At 32.2% G+C, this 17,912-nt stretch carries 7 protein-coding genes and 1 riboswitch; all 7 genes read left to right on the top strand.

Annotated elements, in window-relative coordinates:
• The first annotated feature begins 385 nt into the window (after positions 1-385).
• The 7 genes from phnD (at position 386) to N4A68_11140 (ending at position 17,900) form a co-directional block, all read left to right on the top strand.
• Entirely contained in the window at positions 386-2,275 is a 1,890-nt protein-coding gene (gene phnD / locus N4A68_11170; protein ID MCT4564856.1) for a phosphate/phosphite/phosphonate ABC transporter substrate-binding protein, read from the top strand.
• Positions 2,276-2,460: 185 nt separating this feature from the next.
• Positions 2,461-3,510, top strand: a complete 1,050-nt coding sequence (locus tag N4A68_11165) for a hypothetical protein (protein MCT4564855.1) — start codon at positions 2,461-2,463, stop codon at positions 3,508-3,510.
• A gap of 213 nt (positions 3,511-3,723) precedes the next feature.
• Positions 3,724-4,407, top strand: a complete 684-nt coding sequence (locus N4A68_11160; GenBank protein MCT4564854.1) for a response regulator transcription factor — start codon at positions 3,724-3,726, stop codon at positions 4,405-4,407.
• Positions 4,407-6,203 carry a HAMP domain-containing histidine kinase gene (locus tag N4A68_11155; protein MCT4564853.1) on the top strand — a complete coding sequence of 599 codons (1,797 nt, stop codon included), beginning with the start codon at positions 4,407-4,409 and terminating at the stop codon, positions 6,201-6,203. Before N4A68_11160 ends, N4A68_11155 begins: the two co-directional genes overlap by 1 nt.
• A 289-nt stretch (positions 6,204-6,492) precedes the next feature.
• A riboswitch (cobalamin riboswitch) is annotated at positions 6,493-6,678 on the top strand.
• 236 nt (positions 6,679-6,914) lie between these two features.
• The gene (locus tag N4A68_11150; protein MCT4564852.1) at positions 6,915-7,067 is read left to right on the top strand and encodes a DUF2292 domain-containing protein; all 153 of its coding nucleotides are present in this window, start codon (positions 6,915-6,917) and stop codon (positions 7,065-7,067) included.
• A 199-nt stretch (positions 7,068-7,266) separates the two neighbouring features.
• Positions 7,267-8,097, top strand: a complete 831-nt coding sequence (locus tag N4A68_11145; GenBank protein MCT4564851.1) for a hypothetical protein — start codon at positions 7,267-7,269, stop codon at positions 8,095-8,097.
• A 203-nt stretch (positions 8,098-8,300) separates the two neighbouring features.
• On the top strand, positions 8,301-17,900 hold the full coding sequence (locus N4A68_11140; protein ID MCT4564850.1) for an Ig-like domain-containing protein: 9,600 nt from the start codon (positions 8,301-8,303) through the stop codon (positions 17,898-17,900).
• The last annotated feature ends 12 nt before the right edge of the window (positions 17,901-17,912 follow it).

Genomic DNA, 17,912 nt, shown 5'->3' with positions numbered 1-17,912 from the left:
CTTGGCTAAACCTAATATGCGAATATCATCCTTGATTTAATTGCTTAAGATATAAGCATATTTGATGGTATGGCTTTGAAGAATTTTAGACTACATATGGTAGATAGTTTTTGTAGAAGGTAATTATGCAATTTGCTCACTTAATTTTAAGATGTACTAATTGTAGAGATAATCTTCTTTATCTCCTTTGCTTAGATTATTCATAGAGAGTTTAGAACTTTACTAAGTCCTTTTGTATCTAGGTTATTCATGGGATTTTTCATGTATTTCTCCTATGTGGCCACAACAAATATGATGAATACCTTAGAAATCAAAACGATTTGCACTTTTTTAAATACTCTATGAAGAGTCTAGGTTGAAAATACTCAAAGAAAGGATGAAGGGTATGAAAAATAAGATTTTCACCCTAGGGATTTATGTATTACTTATCTTGCAATTATCGATTTATTTATTTCACCCATCAAATACCATATTTACAACACTATTTCTTATTAATAGTGTATTGATTATCATCCTATTTCTAAAAAAACCATATAATTTAGACAAAGTTAATAGGGAATCACGGGAAGGGAGAATTAAGTCAACCATAGATATGTATGATAATATACACGAAAGGCTTTTCTCTGTATCTGAGACATTGGGCTTTGATATCTACCAACTATCTTGGTTGTCAAAGGAAAACATGAATGCCTTTAATAATTTAGTTAGCATATCAAATCAAATAAAAGCGTTAAGTGAACAAAATGCCGCCAGCATGGAGGAAACCAATTCAAGTATCAATGAATTGACATCAATATCTGAGGAGTTAAATAAAAACTTGGACAGGGTTGAAAATCAATCCCTTGAGTCATATTCTATGCTAAATCAAAATCTAGAAACCGTTAGTAGTATAGGTGTTTTTCTAAAGGATTTTAGCCATGTAATTGATATGGCATCAGCCAACAATCAAGAGCTTCAAAGTTCATCCAGCAAGGTTAATAAAATTATTGATTATATAAAAAACATATCAAAACAAACTAATCTTCTTGCTATAAACGCGTCTATAGAAGCAGCACGGGCAGGTGATGCAGGAAAAGGTTTTTCTGTTGTCGCCAATGAAATACGTAATCTATCAAACGAAACCCATAAATCGATCTCCATAATAGATGATATCTTAAATGAAATATTGTTAGGAATAGAAAACTCTAAGGATATAATGGATACATGTTCAGAAAAAATAAGGGGGATAGAAAGTGTATCCAAAAAATCCGCCGATGTGATTGAGAAAACTGGGGTAATTGTCAATGATATTAGACAGTCGGTGGTACAGGTAAATGAATTATCCGACGTGCAGAATAATTTAGCTATAGAGATTGATGCGGCAGTGGAATCTGTAACTTCTGCTGTTGAAAAGACCTACGGTATCATATGTGATTCAATTCAGATGATAAATTTTCAGAAAAGTAAAGACAATGAGATGAATGCATATTTTAATAAATTGACGGAAGCCACAGAGAGCCTACAGAAAGTAGCAGTAGAATTGAAGAGGGATAATGAAATAATATTTGGAATCAATCCCTTTACCTCCCCAGAAAATATTAGAAAGGCATACCTTCCAATTTTAGAAAGGGTATGTAATACTATGGGATGTAAGTCTAGAACCGTCATAGTTGAGGATTACGATGCCTTAAATAAGGGAATTGATGATGGGACAATAGATATAGGCTGGTTTTCTCCCTTTGCATATGTCAATGCTCGTAAAAAAAGCGGTGTTATACCCATCGTAACGCCAAAGGTTAAAGGAAAAACCACCTACAGAGGTTATATCATTGTTAAAAAGGATAGCGATATTGAAGCCCTATCAGATCTAAAAAATAAGCACTTCGGATATGTTGATGTTAATAGTGCATCGGGATATTTATATGCAAGGCATATGATGAAATTAAACCACATAGATCCGGATATGACTTTCTCTAAGACAAGCTTTATGAGAAACCATGATAATGTTATTAAAGGGGTGTTGTGTGGAGAACTAGACGCTGGTGCCACCTACGATGAAGCCATTGATAGTTTGAGAGCAAAGGGATTATCAACGGAGAATCTCAGAATAATCGAATCAATTGAAAATATTCCAAAGGATTCAATAGCAGCTAGTCCTCGAATTTCTAAGGATATTATAGAAAAGCTAAGGGCTGGCTTTATAGGCTTTAAAGCTGATAAGGATTTAAATACTCCACTTCAAGGATTTGAAAAAAGCAAAGATGAAAATTATAATGTTGTAAGGGAAATCATGTAGTATAGATTAATAATATTATGGGCTTTGACTCATGACAGGATTACATATTTTATATATGATATAATCATTTTTGAAAGGGTATTCAAAAAATATCTAGAAAACTTGTCATGGATACAGAGAAAACACATGAGTATATTATACTTTAGTTACAGTAAAAAATAAAAAAATGGAAGGTGAAAGACATGATGAGAAAAAAGATTTTGAAAGGTTTTTTAGTTGCAACTTGTCAGTTAGTTTTAGTGACAAGCATATGCTTTGCTAGTGAGGTGAATGAAAAATACTTCACCCCTAAACCATTTAAGATGGTTAGTACATGGGTTGATGATGTTAAAGGAAAGGGAGTAAATGAAAGCTTAAATGAAATACAAAGGTTGTATGAGGAAGCATATAATCTAGAAAAGGAAATGAAGTATTTTAATGCCGATAAGAAATGGGATGAAGTAACTGATTTAGCCGACGAAGCAATGGAAATATTAGAGGAATATTATGAAGAACATGAAGACGACGAAGATGATGACGACTTTCGTGAAATCGAAGAAGCTATAGATGATTTTGTTGATGATGTAAACCAATATAGTCAGAGTAGAGACTATAGATATGGATTTTTAACCTTTGATAAAGCATATGAGTTAGAACTAAAGGATTTTATAGCTTTAATGCCAGAGAATAAAAGAGAGGCCTTTAAAGTATTAGTAGAGGGAAAATATAAAGAAATGGAAGCTACATATACAAAATTACTGAATTTAATGGAATACAGGGATATTGATATAATTAAAGACTCAAAGAAAATACAAAGTAATGTTAAAAAGTATGAAGAATATAAAAAATTAAAACTAGAATTTGAGCAAGAAAGAAATGCTTTAAATTTATTAATAAAATCAGCCTACAATAAAAAGGAACAACAGTATTTGTTTTATACAAAAAATGATATATATAATACCAAATCAGTATATTTAGACTCAGAAAAATTTAATAGATTCTTAAACGAAGAAGAGGTTATAGATGTTATTGGTAACAAGAATATAGAAAAACTTAAAAAGCTTACTAAGGAAGTACAGAAGGTAGATAATGATATAGACCGAGATGATTATCTAGATGAGATTGAAGAAATGCTTTTAGACTATTTTCCTAAGCACAAGGAGTACTATAAGGGCAGAAATAATAAAAATTTGGAAAAAATTAGAGAGCTATATAATGAAATGGATGACGATGATGATGACGAAGATGATGATTAGTATTTGATGATTTTATGATAGCTTAAGCCAAGAGCATTCCCTTACTTAAACTAAATAGGGGGATGTTCTTGTAACTATTAATATTATTTATTTATATAGGGCTTATATAGGAGAACTTCATTTATAACTATGAGAATATACCATGTTTACAGGGATTTTTAATGTATATAAATTAAAGTTTCTACTTAAATCCCTATAAAGGGGGGCTTTTATTTGAATAAAACAGTATTAATCGTAGAAGATGAAGCAAGAATGAGGGAGATAACTAAGGCTTTTTTTGTCAAAAGTGGATTTCAAGTTCTAGAAGCCTCCAATGGAAGAGAGGCACTAGAAATCTTAGAGGATGAAAAAATAGATATAGTGATATTAGACATAATGATACCGGAAATAGATGGTTGGACTGTGTGTAGAAGGATAAGAAAAAAATTAGATGTTCCCATAATTCTATTAACAGCTAGGACCGATGAAGATGACAAGCTCATGGGATATGAGCTAGGGGCAGATGACTATATGACTAAACCATTTAGTCCTAAGGTTTTAATAGCTAAAGCAAAAAATTTACTGATGAGGGCAGAAGGAACCTTAGGGAATAATGGTACAAATGAATTCATTGATATACTGGGGATCAAAATCAATAAGCAATCAATGACAGTAAATGTAGATGATAAAAGAATTGACTTGACTCCAAAGGAATATGATTTATTGATCTATATGATAGAAAATGAAAAAAGAGTACTTTCTAGGGAACAAATACTCAATAATGTTTGGGGATTTGAATATATAGGGGATTCAAGAGTGGTGGATAATCATATAAAAAAATTAAGAAAAAAATTAATGGATAAATCTAAATATATACATACATTAATAAAAGTAGGATACAAGTTTGAGGTAGTATAATGAAAATAAATACCATAGTATATAAACTATTTGGAATGACCTTAGTGTTTTTTATTGTCCTGTTGGGATGCAGCTCATTAATAGAAAGCCTTTTTTTGGAAGAATTTTATATCAATAAAAAAATGGAAACAGTAAGAAATGATATTGAAATATTTAGCGCAGATTATTTGAAGGAGAATTGGACATTAAAGGAAACCATAGAAAAAGTGGATTTGTTTATTGAAAAAAATAATTCTCCAATGATTCTAGTAGATGACACTGGTAAAATAAAGAATAATAATAAATATGGCGACAACTTAATAATTAGAACTGAAGTGGGGGAGTTTTATACTGCACACTTAAGTGAATTGATAGATCATACTAACTTTAAACCTGGGATAGGAGATAAAATAAAAATAAATGGGACGGTACTTGGTGAGGAAAAAAGGTTTAGAGATGTTCTCAAGATAGACTCCAGTGGGGAAAAATATTATGATACTGAATTAATTAAATGTGTATATAGGGATTTAAATAATAATAAATTTCCTAGAAATTTAGATATAATAGAGGTTAGGGGAGAGATAGTTTATATTAACAATAGGGCTAATAGTAAAGAAAATGAATATATTTCCTATAAAAATAGTGTCCTTATAAAGGAAATAGAAAATGTCTTCTTGACAAATAAGTTTTCCATAAATGATGTTAAAGATGATTATATATTAAACTATGAGGTTATTGATCCAAATACAAATAATAGAAATAGAATTTTTATAAAACCCTTCATAGAGGATGATGGGAAAAAGCTTTTTGCCTGTGTAATAACATCATTGCAGCCTATTAATGAAGCCATAGATATTATTGAAGAATTTAATATATATGTATTTATATTTGCACTTATATTTACTATTATACTGGCCTTCATATATTCTAAAATGATTACTAGTCCTTTACTAGAGATAAACCGGGTAGCCGAAAAGATGGCCAATCTAGATTTTTCAGTAAAATGTAAGATAGATAGTAAGGATGAATTGGGAAATCTATCTAAAAATATTAATACTATGTCAACAAACTTAAGTAATAGCTTAGAAAACTTAAAAAGAGCTAATGAAAAATTAGTAGATGATATTGAAAATGAAAGAAGACAGGAAGAAAAGAGAAGACGATTTATAGCAGATGTGTCCCATGAGCTAAAAACTCCACTAGGGATCATGAGGGGTTTTGCGGAGGGAATAAAGGAAGGGGTAGATGAATCAAATAAGGACTATTATTTAGATGTAATAATTGACGAAATAGAAAAGATGGACGCCTTTGTCATCGATATGATTACCATTTCTAAGCTACAGGATGTAGGATATAAACTGAGTATGAAAGAGTTTTATATTGATGATTTGACAAATGGTGTTATGGAAAAATATATACATATACTCCATGAAAAAAATATAAAGATCAGTTGTTTATGTGAGCATTTAAAGGTATATGGGGATGAGGCTAAGATATGTCAAGTTATAGATAACTTCCTTAGTAATGCAGTGAAATACTCTGAACTTGGGGAAAGGATAAACATAAGGATAGAAGAAGATGGAGAGTTGATATTCTTTTATATAGAAAACACGGGGGCCCATATACCAGAATCGGAGATAGATAAGATTTGGGATAGATTTTACCGTGTAGAGCATTCAAGAAGTAGATTATATGGGGGAACTGGATTAGGACTAAATATTGTAAAGAACATCTTAGAACTCCATGAAAGCCGTTATGGATTAAGGAATACTAAGGATGGAGTTGAATTTTATTTTACATTACCTAAGACAGATTGATATATGATTAGTAGGGAACTTGCTTGTATAAAATAAGAATAATGTCACAATTTGACATACGATTTTTCATGAAAATCAGGGAAAACTAATTGATATTTTATGGAAATATAGTTATAATTTATATTGAACAAGTACTAAGATTATTATTAAAACTTAAAATTATATATAGTATACTATTTAGGTTCTTTGGATATTGAGAAAATTGCATGACTCTGACTTGGCAGAATTGCATAATATATGTGGTATAGCTTTGTGGCTTTTAAAACCATATATAGTAGATGATTTTGTAGAAAGTAATTATGCAATTTGTTCTATTGATTACAAAGATTAAAAGGGAATCTGGTGAAAGTCCAGAGCGGTCCGGCCACTGTAAATGGGAAGTAATTCTTTCGTATGCCACTGGAAATTTTCTGGGAAGGCCAAGAAGAGCAATGATCCATAAGTCAGGAGACCTGCCTAAGCAGCTTTGCATTATACCTTCCGATGAAAGGCAATATGTAGAACAGTAGATTTATATTAGCTGTCTACAGATATTATGGTAATACATAGAAATTATACCATAAAAGCCCTAACTTCCATTGGAGGTTAGGGTTTATTATTTTGGATTAATTTAATAAACATAGAGTCCAGTAAAAATGATTTGCTAAGTATTAAAAAGACTTAATGTAATTCCAAATGGTAATTATCGACAAAACAAAGGGGGATACCATTTTGAGTAAGAACCAAAGTCAAATACTTGTAAGTGAAAAGGAGAAGCATTTAATTGAGTTGATTCGAAATACAGGGTATGGAGAATTAAAGGTCGTTATACAGGATGCCTTGCCCATAAGGGTAGAGGAACTAAAAAAATCCATAAAGTTATAATCAAAAAAAAGCGCTGACCAAGAAAACTGGAGGCACTACCAATGTATATGTGGTAGTGTCTTTTTGTTTATAAAACCAAGTCACTGGTGACATATCATAAAGGGGGAATGAAGGGAAAGGTTTATAGCTTTAAGTTATTAGTATTATACACTAAATTTTAATTTTTAAAATTGAAGAAATACAAAGGAGATGAATGTTGATGAAAAAAGGTTTGAGTATGTTATTAGTTGTATTTATGATGGTAACCGTATTAGCAGTGCCTGCATTTGCAGATGATGGGTGTACTACTTATCCGTATATTACGTTGGCAGATGGTGATGATTTTACTATAGTTAAACAAGGCATAGGTATTACAGAATATGTAAAAGCTGTTGGATTAGACTCTTCGTATGTTAAGCATGGATTTACAGATATTGAAAAAGAATATTTGACTTGGGAAACTTCAGATGATAGTGTAGTTAAATTTAAAAAAGGACGAAAAACTGTAAGTAAATTAGAAGATACAGATGAAGTCACAATAAAGACTATGGGAAGTGGAAATGCTACAATTACAATAACTTATGATACACCAGATGATAATCCAGTTTCTGTTACATGCTATGTTGTAGTGGAAGGAACCACATATACAGGTGATGTAACAGGAATTTCTGTTAAGGTGGATGGAGATACTGTAGGAGATTTCACAAAATCAAATCTTACAGTAGAAGAATTTGATTTAGATGATGTATTTGGGCAGGGCTTTGATGATGCCGATGTATTACAATATAGTCCATCAGGGCTTCATGCATTACTTTTTGCATTAGAATTACAAAATGATTCAGATGGATGTACCGATGTGGATGATGCTAATTGGGATTGGGATTGGGTATCAGCTAATGTGAAGCTTGATTCTCAGGGTAGTTATGTACTTAAGATTGGTAACGATTATTATTGGGAATACTATTTAAATACTCAATATGGAACACATACAGCTTCAGCCACTGAATTAAGTAATAATGATTCTATAAAATTTGTAAAATCTAGTTGGTAAAGAAACTTAAGTAGAATTTTTTCACTAAAAAGCAAATAGAAGCTATAGCTTCTATTTGCTTTTTAGTAATTATAATCAAAACAAATAATTAGAACATATACAATAAGAATAAATGTCACATTTATTTTTTAAAATTATATATACAAAATATAATAGATTTAGACAAAAAATATATATTCTAAAGCATACAGGGGGGATTTTTAGTGAAGGCTTTAAAAATAAGGAAGACTGTTAGTATATTTATAATATTATCAATGCTGCTATCAATGACATCTCCTATAGTAGCTGAGGATTTATTAGAAATAGTAAGTATAGAAATAAGTGGAGAAACTACTGTAGGAGTAGGAAACACAATAGAACTAACAGCAGTAGTCAAGGATCAACATGGGGAGGAAATAGAAGGAGAAGAAATAACTTGGAGTAGTGAAGATGAAACAAAGGCAGAAGTCGATGAAACAACGGGAGAAGTAACAGGATTAGAAGCTGGAGATTTAACTATAAAGGCTACATCAAATACAAATCCAGATGTAACTCAGACAATAGAAATTAATGTAGAAAAAGTAGAAGCAAGAGAAGTAGCAAGCATAGAAATAAGTGGAGAAACCACTGTAGAAGTAGGGAACACAATAGAACTAACAGCAGTAGTCAAGGACCAACATGGCAAGGAAGTAGAAGGAGAAGAAATAACTTGGAGTAGTGAAGATGAAACAAAGGCAGAAGTCGATGAAACAACGGGAGAAGTAACAGGATTAGAAGCTGGAGATTTAACTATAAAGGCTATATCAAATACAAATCCTGAGGTAACTCAGACAATAGAAATTAGTGTAGAAAAAGTAGAAGCAAGGGAAGTAGCAAGCATAGAAATAAGTGGAGAAACCACTGTGGAAGTAGGGAACACAATAGAACTAACAGCGGTGGTCAAGGATCAACATGGGGAGGAAATAGAAGGAGAAGAAATAACTTGGAGTAGTGAAGATGAAACAAAGGCAAAAGTCGATGAAACAACGGGAGAAGTAACAGGAGTCCAAGTTGGGAGTGTGACCATAAAGGTTAAATCAAATAAGAATTCTGAAGCAACTCAAATAATAGAAATTAAGGTAGGAGAAGCTACAACGCAAGAAGGGAATAAAGAAAATACAATAGAAGAAATAAAGAATGAGAATAATTCGGAATTGCTAGGAGAAGAAGTAACAAAATTGGCAGTGGTAAGCCTAACACCATCAGATAAGGCCAGTGGAGTAAAAGAGGGAAGCGAAATAAAGATAAAATTTAATGAAGCAGTAGAAAGCTTAGAAGGTGAAAATGATCTCTATACGGAGATATCAAGATCAAAAGATGGAAAGCTATATAAGGATATATATGATATTTATGGAGAAAAAGAGTATTTATTGGAATTAGAAAATGATAGTAATGGAGAAGCTACAATAGGAGTATTTAGATGGGCTGATGGTAAAACAATAACATTAGATAAAAACTATTATTATAGAGCGGGAATACCAACAGGTATTATAAAATTCAAAGATAGTGGAAAAAAGTTAGATGGAATTGCATGGGAATTTGATACAATACAGCAGCCCTTAGCAGTAGAAAGTCTAGTACCATTGGATAAAGCTAGTGGAGTAGAAAAGAATACAGAAATAAATGTGATATTTAATAAAAAGATACAATTAAGAGATGCCCATATACCAGTAAAAGTATTAGTATTTTATGATGAGGATAATGATGGAAAAGCAAATGACATCTATGGAAGTAGGTCTAAACATGAATTAATACTTAATCAAGATTACCCGCAAAAATTAGAAGTACATCTAAAAGATGAAAATGGGAATAGTATAGAGTTAAAAGAAGGGCATGTATACAAAATAGATATAGCAAAAGAATCCATAGAATTCCGAGATGGTGAAAAAATAGAAGTGTTGGACGAAAATATAATATGGACATTTGATACAAAGCTCCAAACCATAGGGGCTGAGAGTCCAATAGATGGAAGAACAATATCACCAGAAGATGAAATATTTATGAGAATGAGTCAAGATGTTGACGAAGATTATATAAATGGATTATATATATATTTATACAAGGGTCAGGAATTAATAACTGAAGGAACAGGAGCGGACTTAGCGGAACTAGATGACTATGACAAGGGAAAAATAATAATACACTTAAACAATAAGTTAGCAATTGGAAATTCCTATAAAATAAAAGTATGTTATGACGAATCAGAAAGAATTAAGGACTTAATAACAATTTGTTTCAACGTAGATGAATTGGGAAAATATGGTTTAGAAATAAAACTAGATTTTCTTAGGAGAGAAGCAGTTTCTACTGGAATGCAAGATTTTATATCTGCAGGTATGAACGATGGAGTAGTATATGCAATTAGAGATAATGGTGCTAAGGGACAGGTGGACGAGGATGGTATTAGAATATATGCATTTGACTTATACGGGCATGAGATATGGAATACTAGAATAGATGATATACACACTAGTAATAAACCATATATTCCGGCATATGGAGACGATGGAACAGTATATATTCAAACCAAAATAGAGGATTTTAATAACTCAAAATTTGAAACACAGCTTTTCGCAATAAGTCCTGATGATGGAAGAGTAAGATGGAAGCAGAGAATTAATGAATCAGGGCTATCTGAGACTAACCCAATAATAATAGATGATGAAATAGTGATAACATCAAAAAAAGGTTTATACAGATACACAAAAAATGGGAATGAAAAATGGCACTATATAATCAACAAACATGGGCTAAATAGAAAATTGGAAGACTATAGAATAGAGCAACCTCCAATTAAAGATAAGAATAATAATATATATATAGCTATTAAAGGAAAAAATTCAAGCATAAAAGACGGTAAAATACAGGTATTAAATTCTGATGGAATCGAAAAATGGAGCTATATAACAAATGACGGAGTATTGACGCCTGTAGTAGATAATAAAGGGAACGTATATGTTGTAGATAACAATTGTACTATTAAAGTATTAAATTCATCTGATGGGACCATAGTAAAAGACCATCCTATGAATGATTATATATTAAAAACTAATCCTCATGATTATGATATTGTTTCAATTAACTTAGGTGTTGACAATACAGTATATGTAGTTATTTGTAACAATGATATTGATAAAAGTGAAATAATCGCGATTAATTCTAATGGTACTGAGAATTACATTTATAAAGATAGTAATCATGAATTTGATGATTTGGTAATAGATCATGAAGGGTATGCCTATTATCCAGAAACAATTGATGGAGGAGGAGCATTATTTGTTATAGGCCCATATGGAAATAAAGTGTCAGAAATACTTCCAGTTGGAGGGACTATGCCTAATTATAACAATATCTATATAGATGGCAATGTTCTCCTAGGAGCTAAAAGCTACTCAACAAACGTTATAGGGGCTAAAATTAAAAGAAGGCATACTGAACATCCAGCTTCTATAGAGATAATAGAAAAAAATAAAAAGCTAGGAGTAAATTTAAATGAAACCTTAGCTGTTGCTGTAAGGAATATAGATGGAAAAGTTATGATAGGAGAAGAACTTGAATGGGTAAGCTCAGACAACTCAATTGTCGAAGTAGATAAAAAAAATGGAACGTTGATTTGCAAAAAAACGGGAGAGGTAGAAATAAGCGTAAATATAAAAGGAACAAATATAATTGACCGGACAACAGTAGAAGTTATAGCAAAACCTTCAACGCCAACTATTATCAAAATATTAGATAAAAATGGTGAGGAAATTACGGATGAGTTAACCGTAGAATATGGTGTACCGTATCAATTCCAAGTAGAAGTGCTTGACCAATATGGAAACCTAATGGCTGATGAGGAAGTAATTTGGTATAGTATAATAAATTATTTTTCGACTATAGATCATACAGGGTTGCTTAATCCTAAATCCGAGGGAATATATTACCTAGATGTAATATCTTGTACAGATGTTAGAGTAACGGGAGAGATAACATATAAGGTGAAAAAAGGACCCAGTGTATATAGAGATATATTTCCTAAAGAAGCAGTAACGGCTTTTCCAGGTTCTGTGACATTATCACCTGTTAATCAATATGATAATGCTATTGAACTAGGAGATATAAAGTGGGCAAGCTCAAATGAAAGCATAGCAACAGTGAATCAAAAAGGAAGAGTAACTGCTTTGTCTTGTGGAACTACTAACATAGAAGGAAGTACCCAAGAAATGACCCACACACGTAAATTACATGTGGTCCCATCATTTGGATATGAATGGCATGTCAATAGCAATAGATTATCTCAATATATGGCTGAGGGGAATAATGAAGAAATCTATTATATTGAAGCGATAAATGGTCATAATGAACTAGTATCTATAAATCGCAATGATGAAATGGGAAATTGGCGATTGAATCTAGGAACATATATTGATTATATTGAAACTGGTCAAGATAATACTATCTATTGCTTGGTAAGGGATAAACATGATGATTATGAAGTAAAAGCTATTAATACTGATAAGACTATTAAATGGGAGTATAAGAGTGATAACATTGCTGGAAGTTATATAGATAATATAGAGCAAAGTTGTGATGGAACAGTATATTTTGCAGTTGCAAGCGGTAACCATTCTCGGTTATATGCAATAGATAGCGATGGTAATAAAAAATGGGATATAGAATTTAACAATGAACTTTATTCCTTTGAATTAGATAATGAGGAGAATATTATCTGTGTAGCACAAAAATATGGAGATAGTATATTAACTACAATAAGTGATAAAGGTAATGAAATAAGTAAGTATGTCATTGAAGATATAACTTTTGGTAATGGGAATATGCAAGTTGATGATAATGGTGTGGTATATTTATACTTCAGTGAAGAACTAAATAAGTTTAGAGGAGTATGTGCTGTAGAAAATGGAATAATTAAGTGGAAGTATTATGGTTTAAGGGGTACTGATTTAGCAAGTAATCCTAAAATTATATTAGATAATAAAGAAAGATTATACTTTATACTAGAAGAAAGCAAAAACAATTATTCGTTTTGTGCTCTTGATAATCAAGGTAAAGAGTTATGGAAAAAGAAACTAAATAACCTGACTGACGATATTCATATTTTAGTGCCAATGGGATCATTTATAGTCGATGATGAAGGGAATATTTGTGTAGTTGCCGTTGAATATGAAAAAAAGCATTTCAATTTAACGGCTGTTAAAAGTAAGGTGTTAAGAATAAATCCTGAGGGAAATGTTATACAATATGTAAGCTACGATAAAGATAAATATGGACAATTCATAAATACTTTTTTAAACAAAACTAAAGACAGCCTATATATCATAGGTACATATGGTAAAAATGGAGACAGCTTAGTTAAATTCAACTTCGAAAATAATCAGGAAATTAGGATAGATGAAATTAAAATTACTGCAGATAAAGAAAGTATAATTGTAAATGAAATTCTTGATTTAAAGGCAGACGTATATAACCAGTTTGGAAGTATTATGCATAATGAACGAGTTACATGGTCTATCCAAAATGAAGAGATAGCTACCGTGGACGATATGGGGCATGTAAAAGGAATAAGCACTGGAAGAACAAATATAGTAGCAACATCTATTACTAACCCTCAAATAGAAAAAGTTTTTCCCATAATTGTAGTAGATGCCAATGCACATAATATATCAAAGGATCAAATAGACAAAAAAACACAATCAGCTATCAATTATTATAAGAAAAAAGGTATTCCACAAGGGGATTGGATAGCATTTGGCCTAAGTGCCGCTGGAGAGAACATAAATAAAAGTCCATATCTATCCGATGGAAGAAGCTATATAGATAGTCTATGGAATACAATAAGTGCAAATGATGAATTTGAGTTGATTACTGATTATGTGAAGGCAACACTAGGAATACTTTCTGGAAGATATGATCCACATAATTTTGGGGAAATGAACCTTATAGAAAAAATATATGGCTATGGCAGTTTAGGGCAGGGAAATAATGCTGCTGTATGGGCTCTTATTGCTTTAGATGCAGCAGAGGCAGAAGTACCGGAAGACAAGGGATATTTCACTCAAGAATTTCTAATAGATTATCTATTAAAACATAAAGATGGAGCTGGATGGTCTGTTGATGGAGAAGATACTGATATCGATGTTACAGGCATGGCACTTTACGCTTTGGCACCATATAAGGATAGAGAGAATGTTAAGGAATCCGTAAATGAAACTGTAGAATGGCTAAAAAAACAGCAGAATGAACATGGTGGCTTCGATTGTTTTGGAACTGATATAACAAATACAGAATCTACAGCACAAATTATAATGGGTCTTACGGCTCTAGGAATCGATCCACAGGATAGTGCATTTATAAGGGGTTATGGTAATCCCGTATCAGCTATGCTTAACAATCAATTATCCGATGGAAGTTTTGAACACACAAAGGGGACCGGTAGTAATAATATAGCTACAGAACAAGCCCTACAAGCCCTCGCAGCCTTAAAAGACTTCTACAAAAATGGAAAATCAACAATCTTCTATCATATACCATATAATAAAAATATTGCAGATGTTACAGTAAGGATAGAGGGAAAAAATAAAACCCTACTTCCTCTAACCCGTGTAAATATTACGTCAGGTGAGACAACATTATATGATGCAGTTACTCATGCATTAGAAGAAGCAAATATTTATCATGAGGGAGCTAATAACAATATAACCAGCATCAATGGTGAAAAAGGCTGGCAATGGTTAGTATTTAAAGATAAGACACTAAAGACTAATTCTTTGCCGACTGATATCCTTTATGGAGAGGAAGAAATTATTCTAGCCGATGAATCAATCATTAATCCAGTATACACAACAATAAATGTTCCAACAAAAGAGCTAGGAGTAGGTAAGAAATTCCCTGTTTATGTATATGGTTCAAACAATCAACCTATAGCTGGAGTAGAAATAATTTATAGTAAAGCCGACGGGCTACCTGCAGATACTGGTATAAAAACAGGAGTAGATGGAAGAGCATGGGTTACTATTAATGAAGAAGGTGAGTTTCTTATAAGTGCTAGGGGAAATGCAATTATAAGACCGTCGGCTGAAGAAATACATTTGTATAATAAAAAGGAGATCACAGTAGACTTTAGAATCGAAGGTCCAAATTCTCCAATATTACCTCATTGCATGGGCAAGGTTTATGCAGGAGATTATCCCAATGATATATTGAAAAAGTATAAGCATGATCTTACCTTTGATGAAGGAAAAAACATAATAGATGCCCCAAAGGCCATTGACGGGGTGGAAGGCAACCCCTATTGGGGACTTTATACTAGGGCAAATGATTTTGATATACCTTTAAAGGATGGAGATTACATTATTTTCACAGGTAATGGTACTTGTACTAGGACTGCAACCATATATATACCAAAGGAAGTAGAGGTAGATAAAGAATTTCAAGTAATTATTAAAGACGATTATGGTAACCCAATACCTAATGAAGAAATATTTATTGATCCTGTTGGTATATCTCCATTGGTGTCTACGGGAATATCAACTGATGAAAATGGTAGAGGAAAATTAGTAATAGACAAAACAGGTTCATATTGGATAGGAATATATTGTAAAACTAAGGGGCTAGTGAGACCGGAGAGTAAAGAAGTATTTGTAAAAGAAGAAATCCTACAGCCGGAGGACCAAGTAACCGTAAAAGTAACAATAGAAGGATACAGAGGCAAAAAAATTCTAAATAACTATCAAGTAACCACTGATATATTCGATCTTCAACCGTACCTAAGACCTGGAACTGGGCCGACAGCAAAGCCAACCAATGATTGGTATGCAGATAAGTTCCATAAGCCAACGGTTGCCCATGCAGTGGTGAGGGCCTTAGAAAAGAAAGGCATTAATTATGATTTTCAAGATTATGGATGGAGATTGTATTTCGCCATGATAGGAGGATATAGGGAGAAGGAAATTAATGAAAAATCGGGATGGATGTACGAAATAAATGGAAAGCTCGGGCCTAGTGTACAGGATCAATATATAAAAGATGGAGATAGGATAAGGCTATGGTTTACAGTAGGTGGATGGGAAAATCCTGATTTGATAGGTGGAGATGGCCTATTAGACATCATAAATGATGAGTATGCAACGGAAGAAGAAATTTTAGATGCTTTAAAGAAGGGTGTTAATAAAATAAAGGGAAATGTTAATAAATTAAAATCAGAAGAAGCAGCAAAAAAATTAGTAGAAGACATAGAAGATATGGCAAGGGCAATTGGAAAAGCTGAGAATAGAATAGATACGGAAAAATGCAGGAAAGAAGTATTAAGAGAAACTATCGACCTAATGAAAGCCCTAAAAAAATCATCACAAATAGTAAAGGACAAAAAAATTAAAACCCAAATAGACAAAGCGGCAGGGGCAGTAATAGAAACAATAATGAAATTAATGGATAGGCAAAAGGACTTAAAGGAAATAGATAATATACTTGACGAAATCATAAAAATATCTGGGGAAATAAAAAATAACATAGGAAAAGAAAATTCAAACAAACTAGAACTAGAAATCATTGAAGCAGTGGAAGGGGCAATAAATAAATCATCTATAAAAGAAGTTAAAGATAGGGATATAAGTAAAGAAGGAGATAGGGTAATAGTAAGTGTAGGTACAAGATTAATTACAGAATCAGCAGAAGGTCTAATGGAAAGAGTGAAAGACCTAGAAGAAAAACTAAAAAATAACAATATAGAGAAAAATAAAAGGCTTGAAAGGAAAATAACAATAAAGATACCAACAAGGAGAATAGAAGAAGTACAGACAATTCTTCCATCGGGAATACTTGATTCAGTGGCGAAAGCAGGAATAAATAATATAGAAATACAAACAGATGTAGCATCATTTAACATAACTCCTAATGCTTTTAAAGACAGTATAAAGGAGAAAGAAATAAGTTTAAATGCAAAAATATCAGATGAAGGTGAAATATTAAAAACATCAGAGAATACAATACTTAAGGGAAGTATAATAGTGGATTTAGATGCAAAAATCGCAGGTGAAAAAATATCTACCTTTGAAGAGCCAATAGAGGTAAGTATTCCATACAAAGAAAAAGTATCCTATGAAGAACAGGTAACAGTATATCTCCTAAGGGATGACGGGACAATAGAGGCAGTTGGTGGAATATACGATGCAGAAACCAAAACAGTCAAATTTATTACAAATCATTTTAGTAAGTACTTTGCCAAAGAAGCTAGTATGGGCTTTAATGATCTCGGAAAAGTTAGCTGGGCAAGGAATGAAATAGAAGCAATGGCCGCCAAGGGAGTAATAAAGGGAAGGGATAAAGAGAAGTTCGATCCAAATGCCAAAATAACAAGGGCAGAATTTGCGACATTGATGACAAGAATGCTAAAATATAAAGCTGAAAATAAGGACATACCATTTAAAGATATAACAAATGATAAATGGTACTATGAAGAAGTTGCAGCCGCCTACGAAAATGGTTTGATGGAAGGAATATCCCATGAAGAATTTAATCCAGAAGGAAATATAACGGGTCAGGAAGCTATTACAGTAATGGAAAGAATACTTGTTCAAAAAGGCTATAAGGAAGCCAGTTTAGAAGAATTAAAAGGATATTCACAAAGAGATAATATAGCAGAGTGGGCAAAACCATCCATAGCCTTTGGTATTAGGGAAGGAATAATCAATGAAGACAAGAAAGAAGACTTTATACCAAATGCAAAGGCCACAAGGGTTCAAATTGCTGTTATGATTTATAGGCTATACCATTTAATTATTAAATAAGGTATTTAGATT

Origin of the sequence: Maledivibacter sp., from assembly GCA_025210375.1 — a bacterium.
Taxonomy (GTDB): domain Bacteria; phylum Bacillota; class Clostridia; order Peptostreptococcales; family Caminicellaceae; genus JAOASB01.
This window is presented reverse-complemented; position numbering and strand designations above follow the sequence as displayed.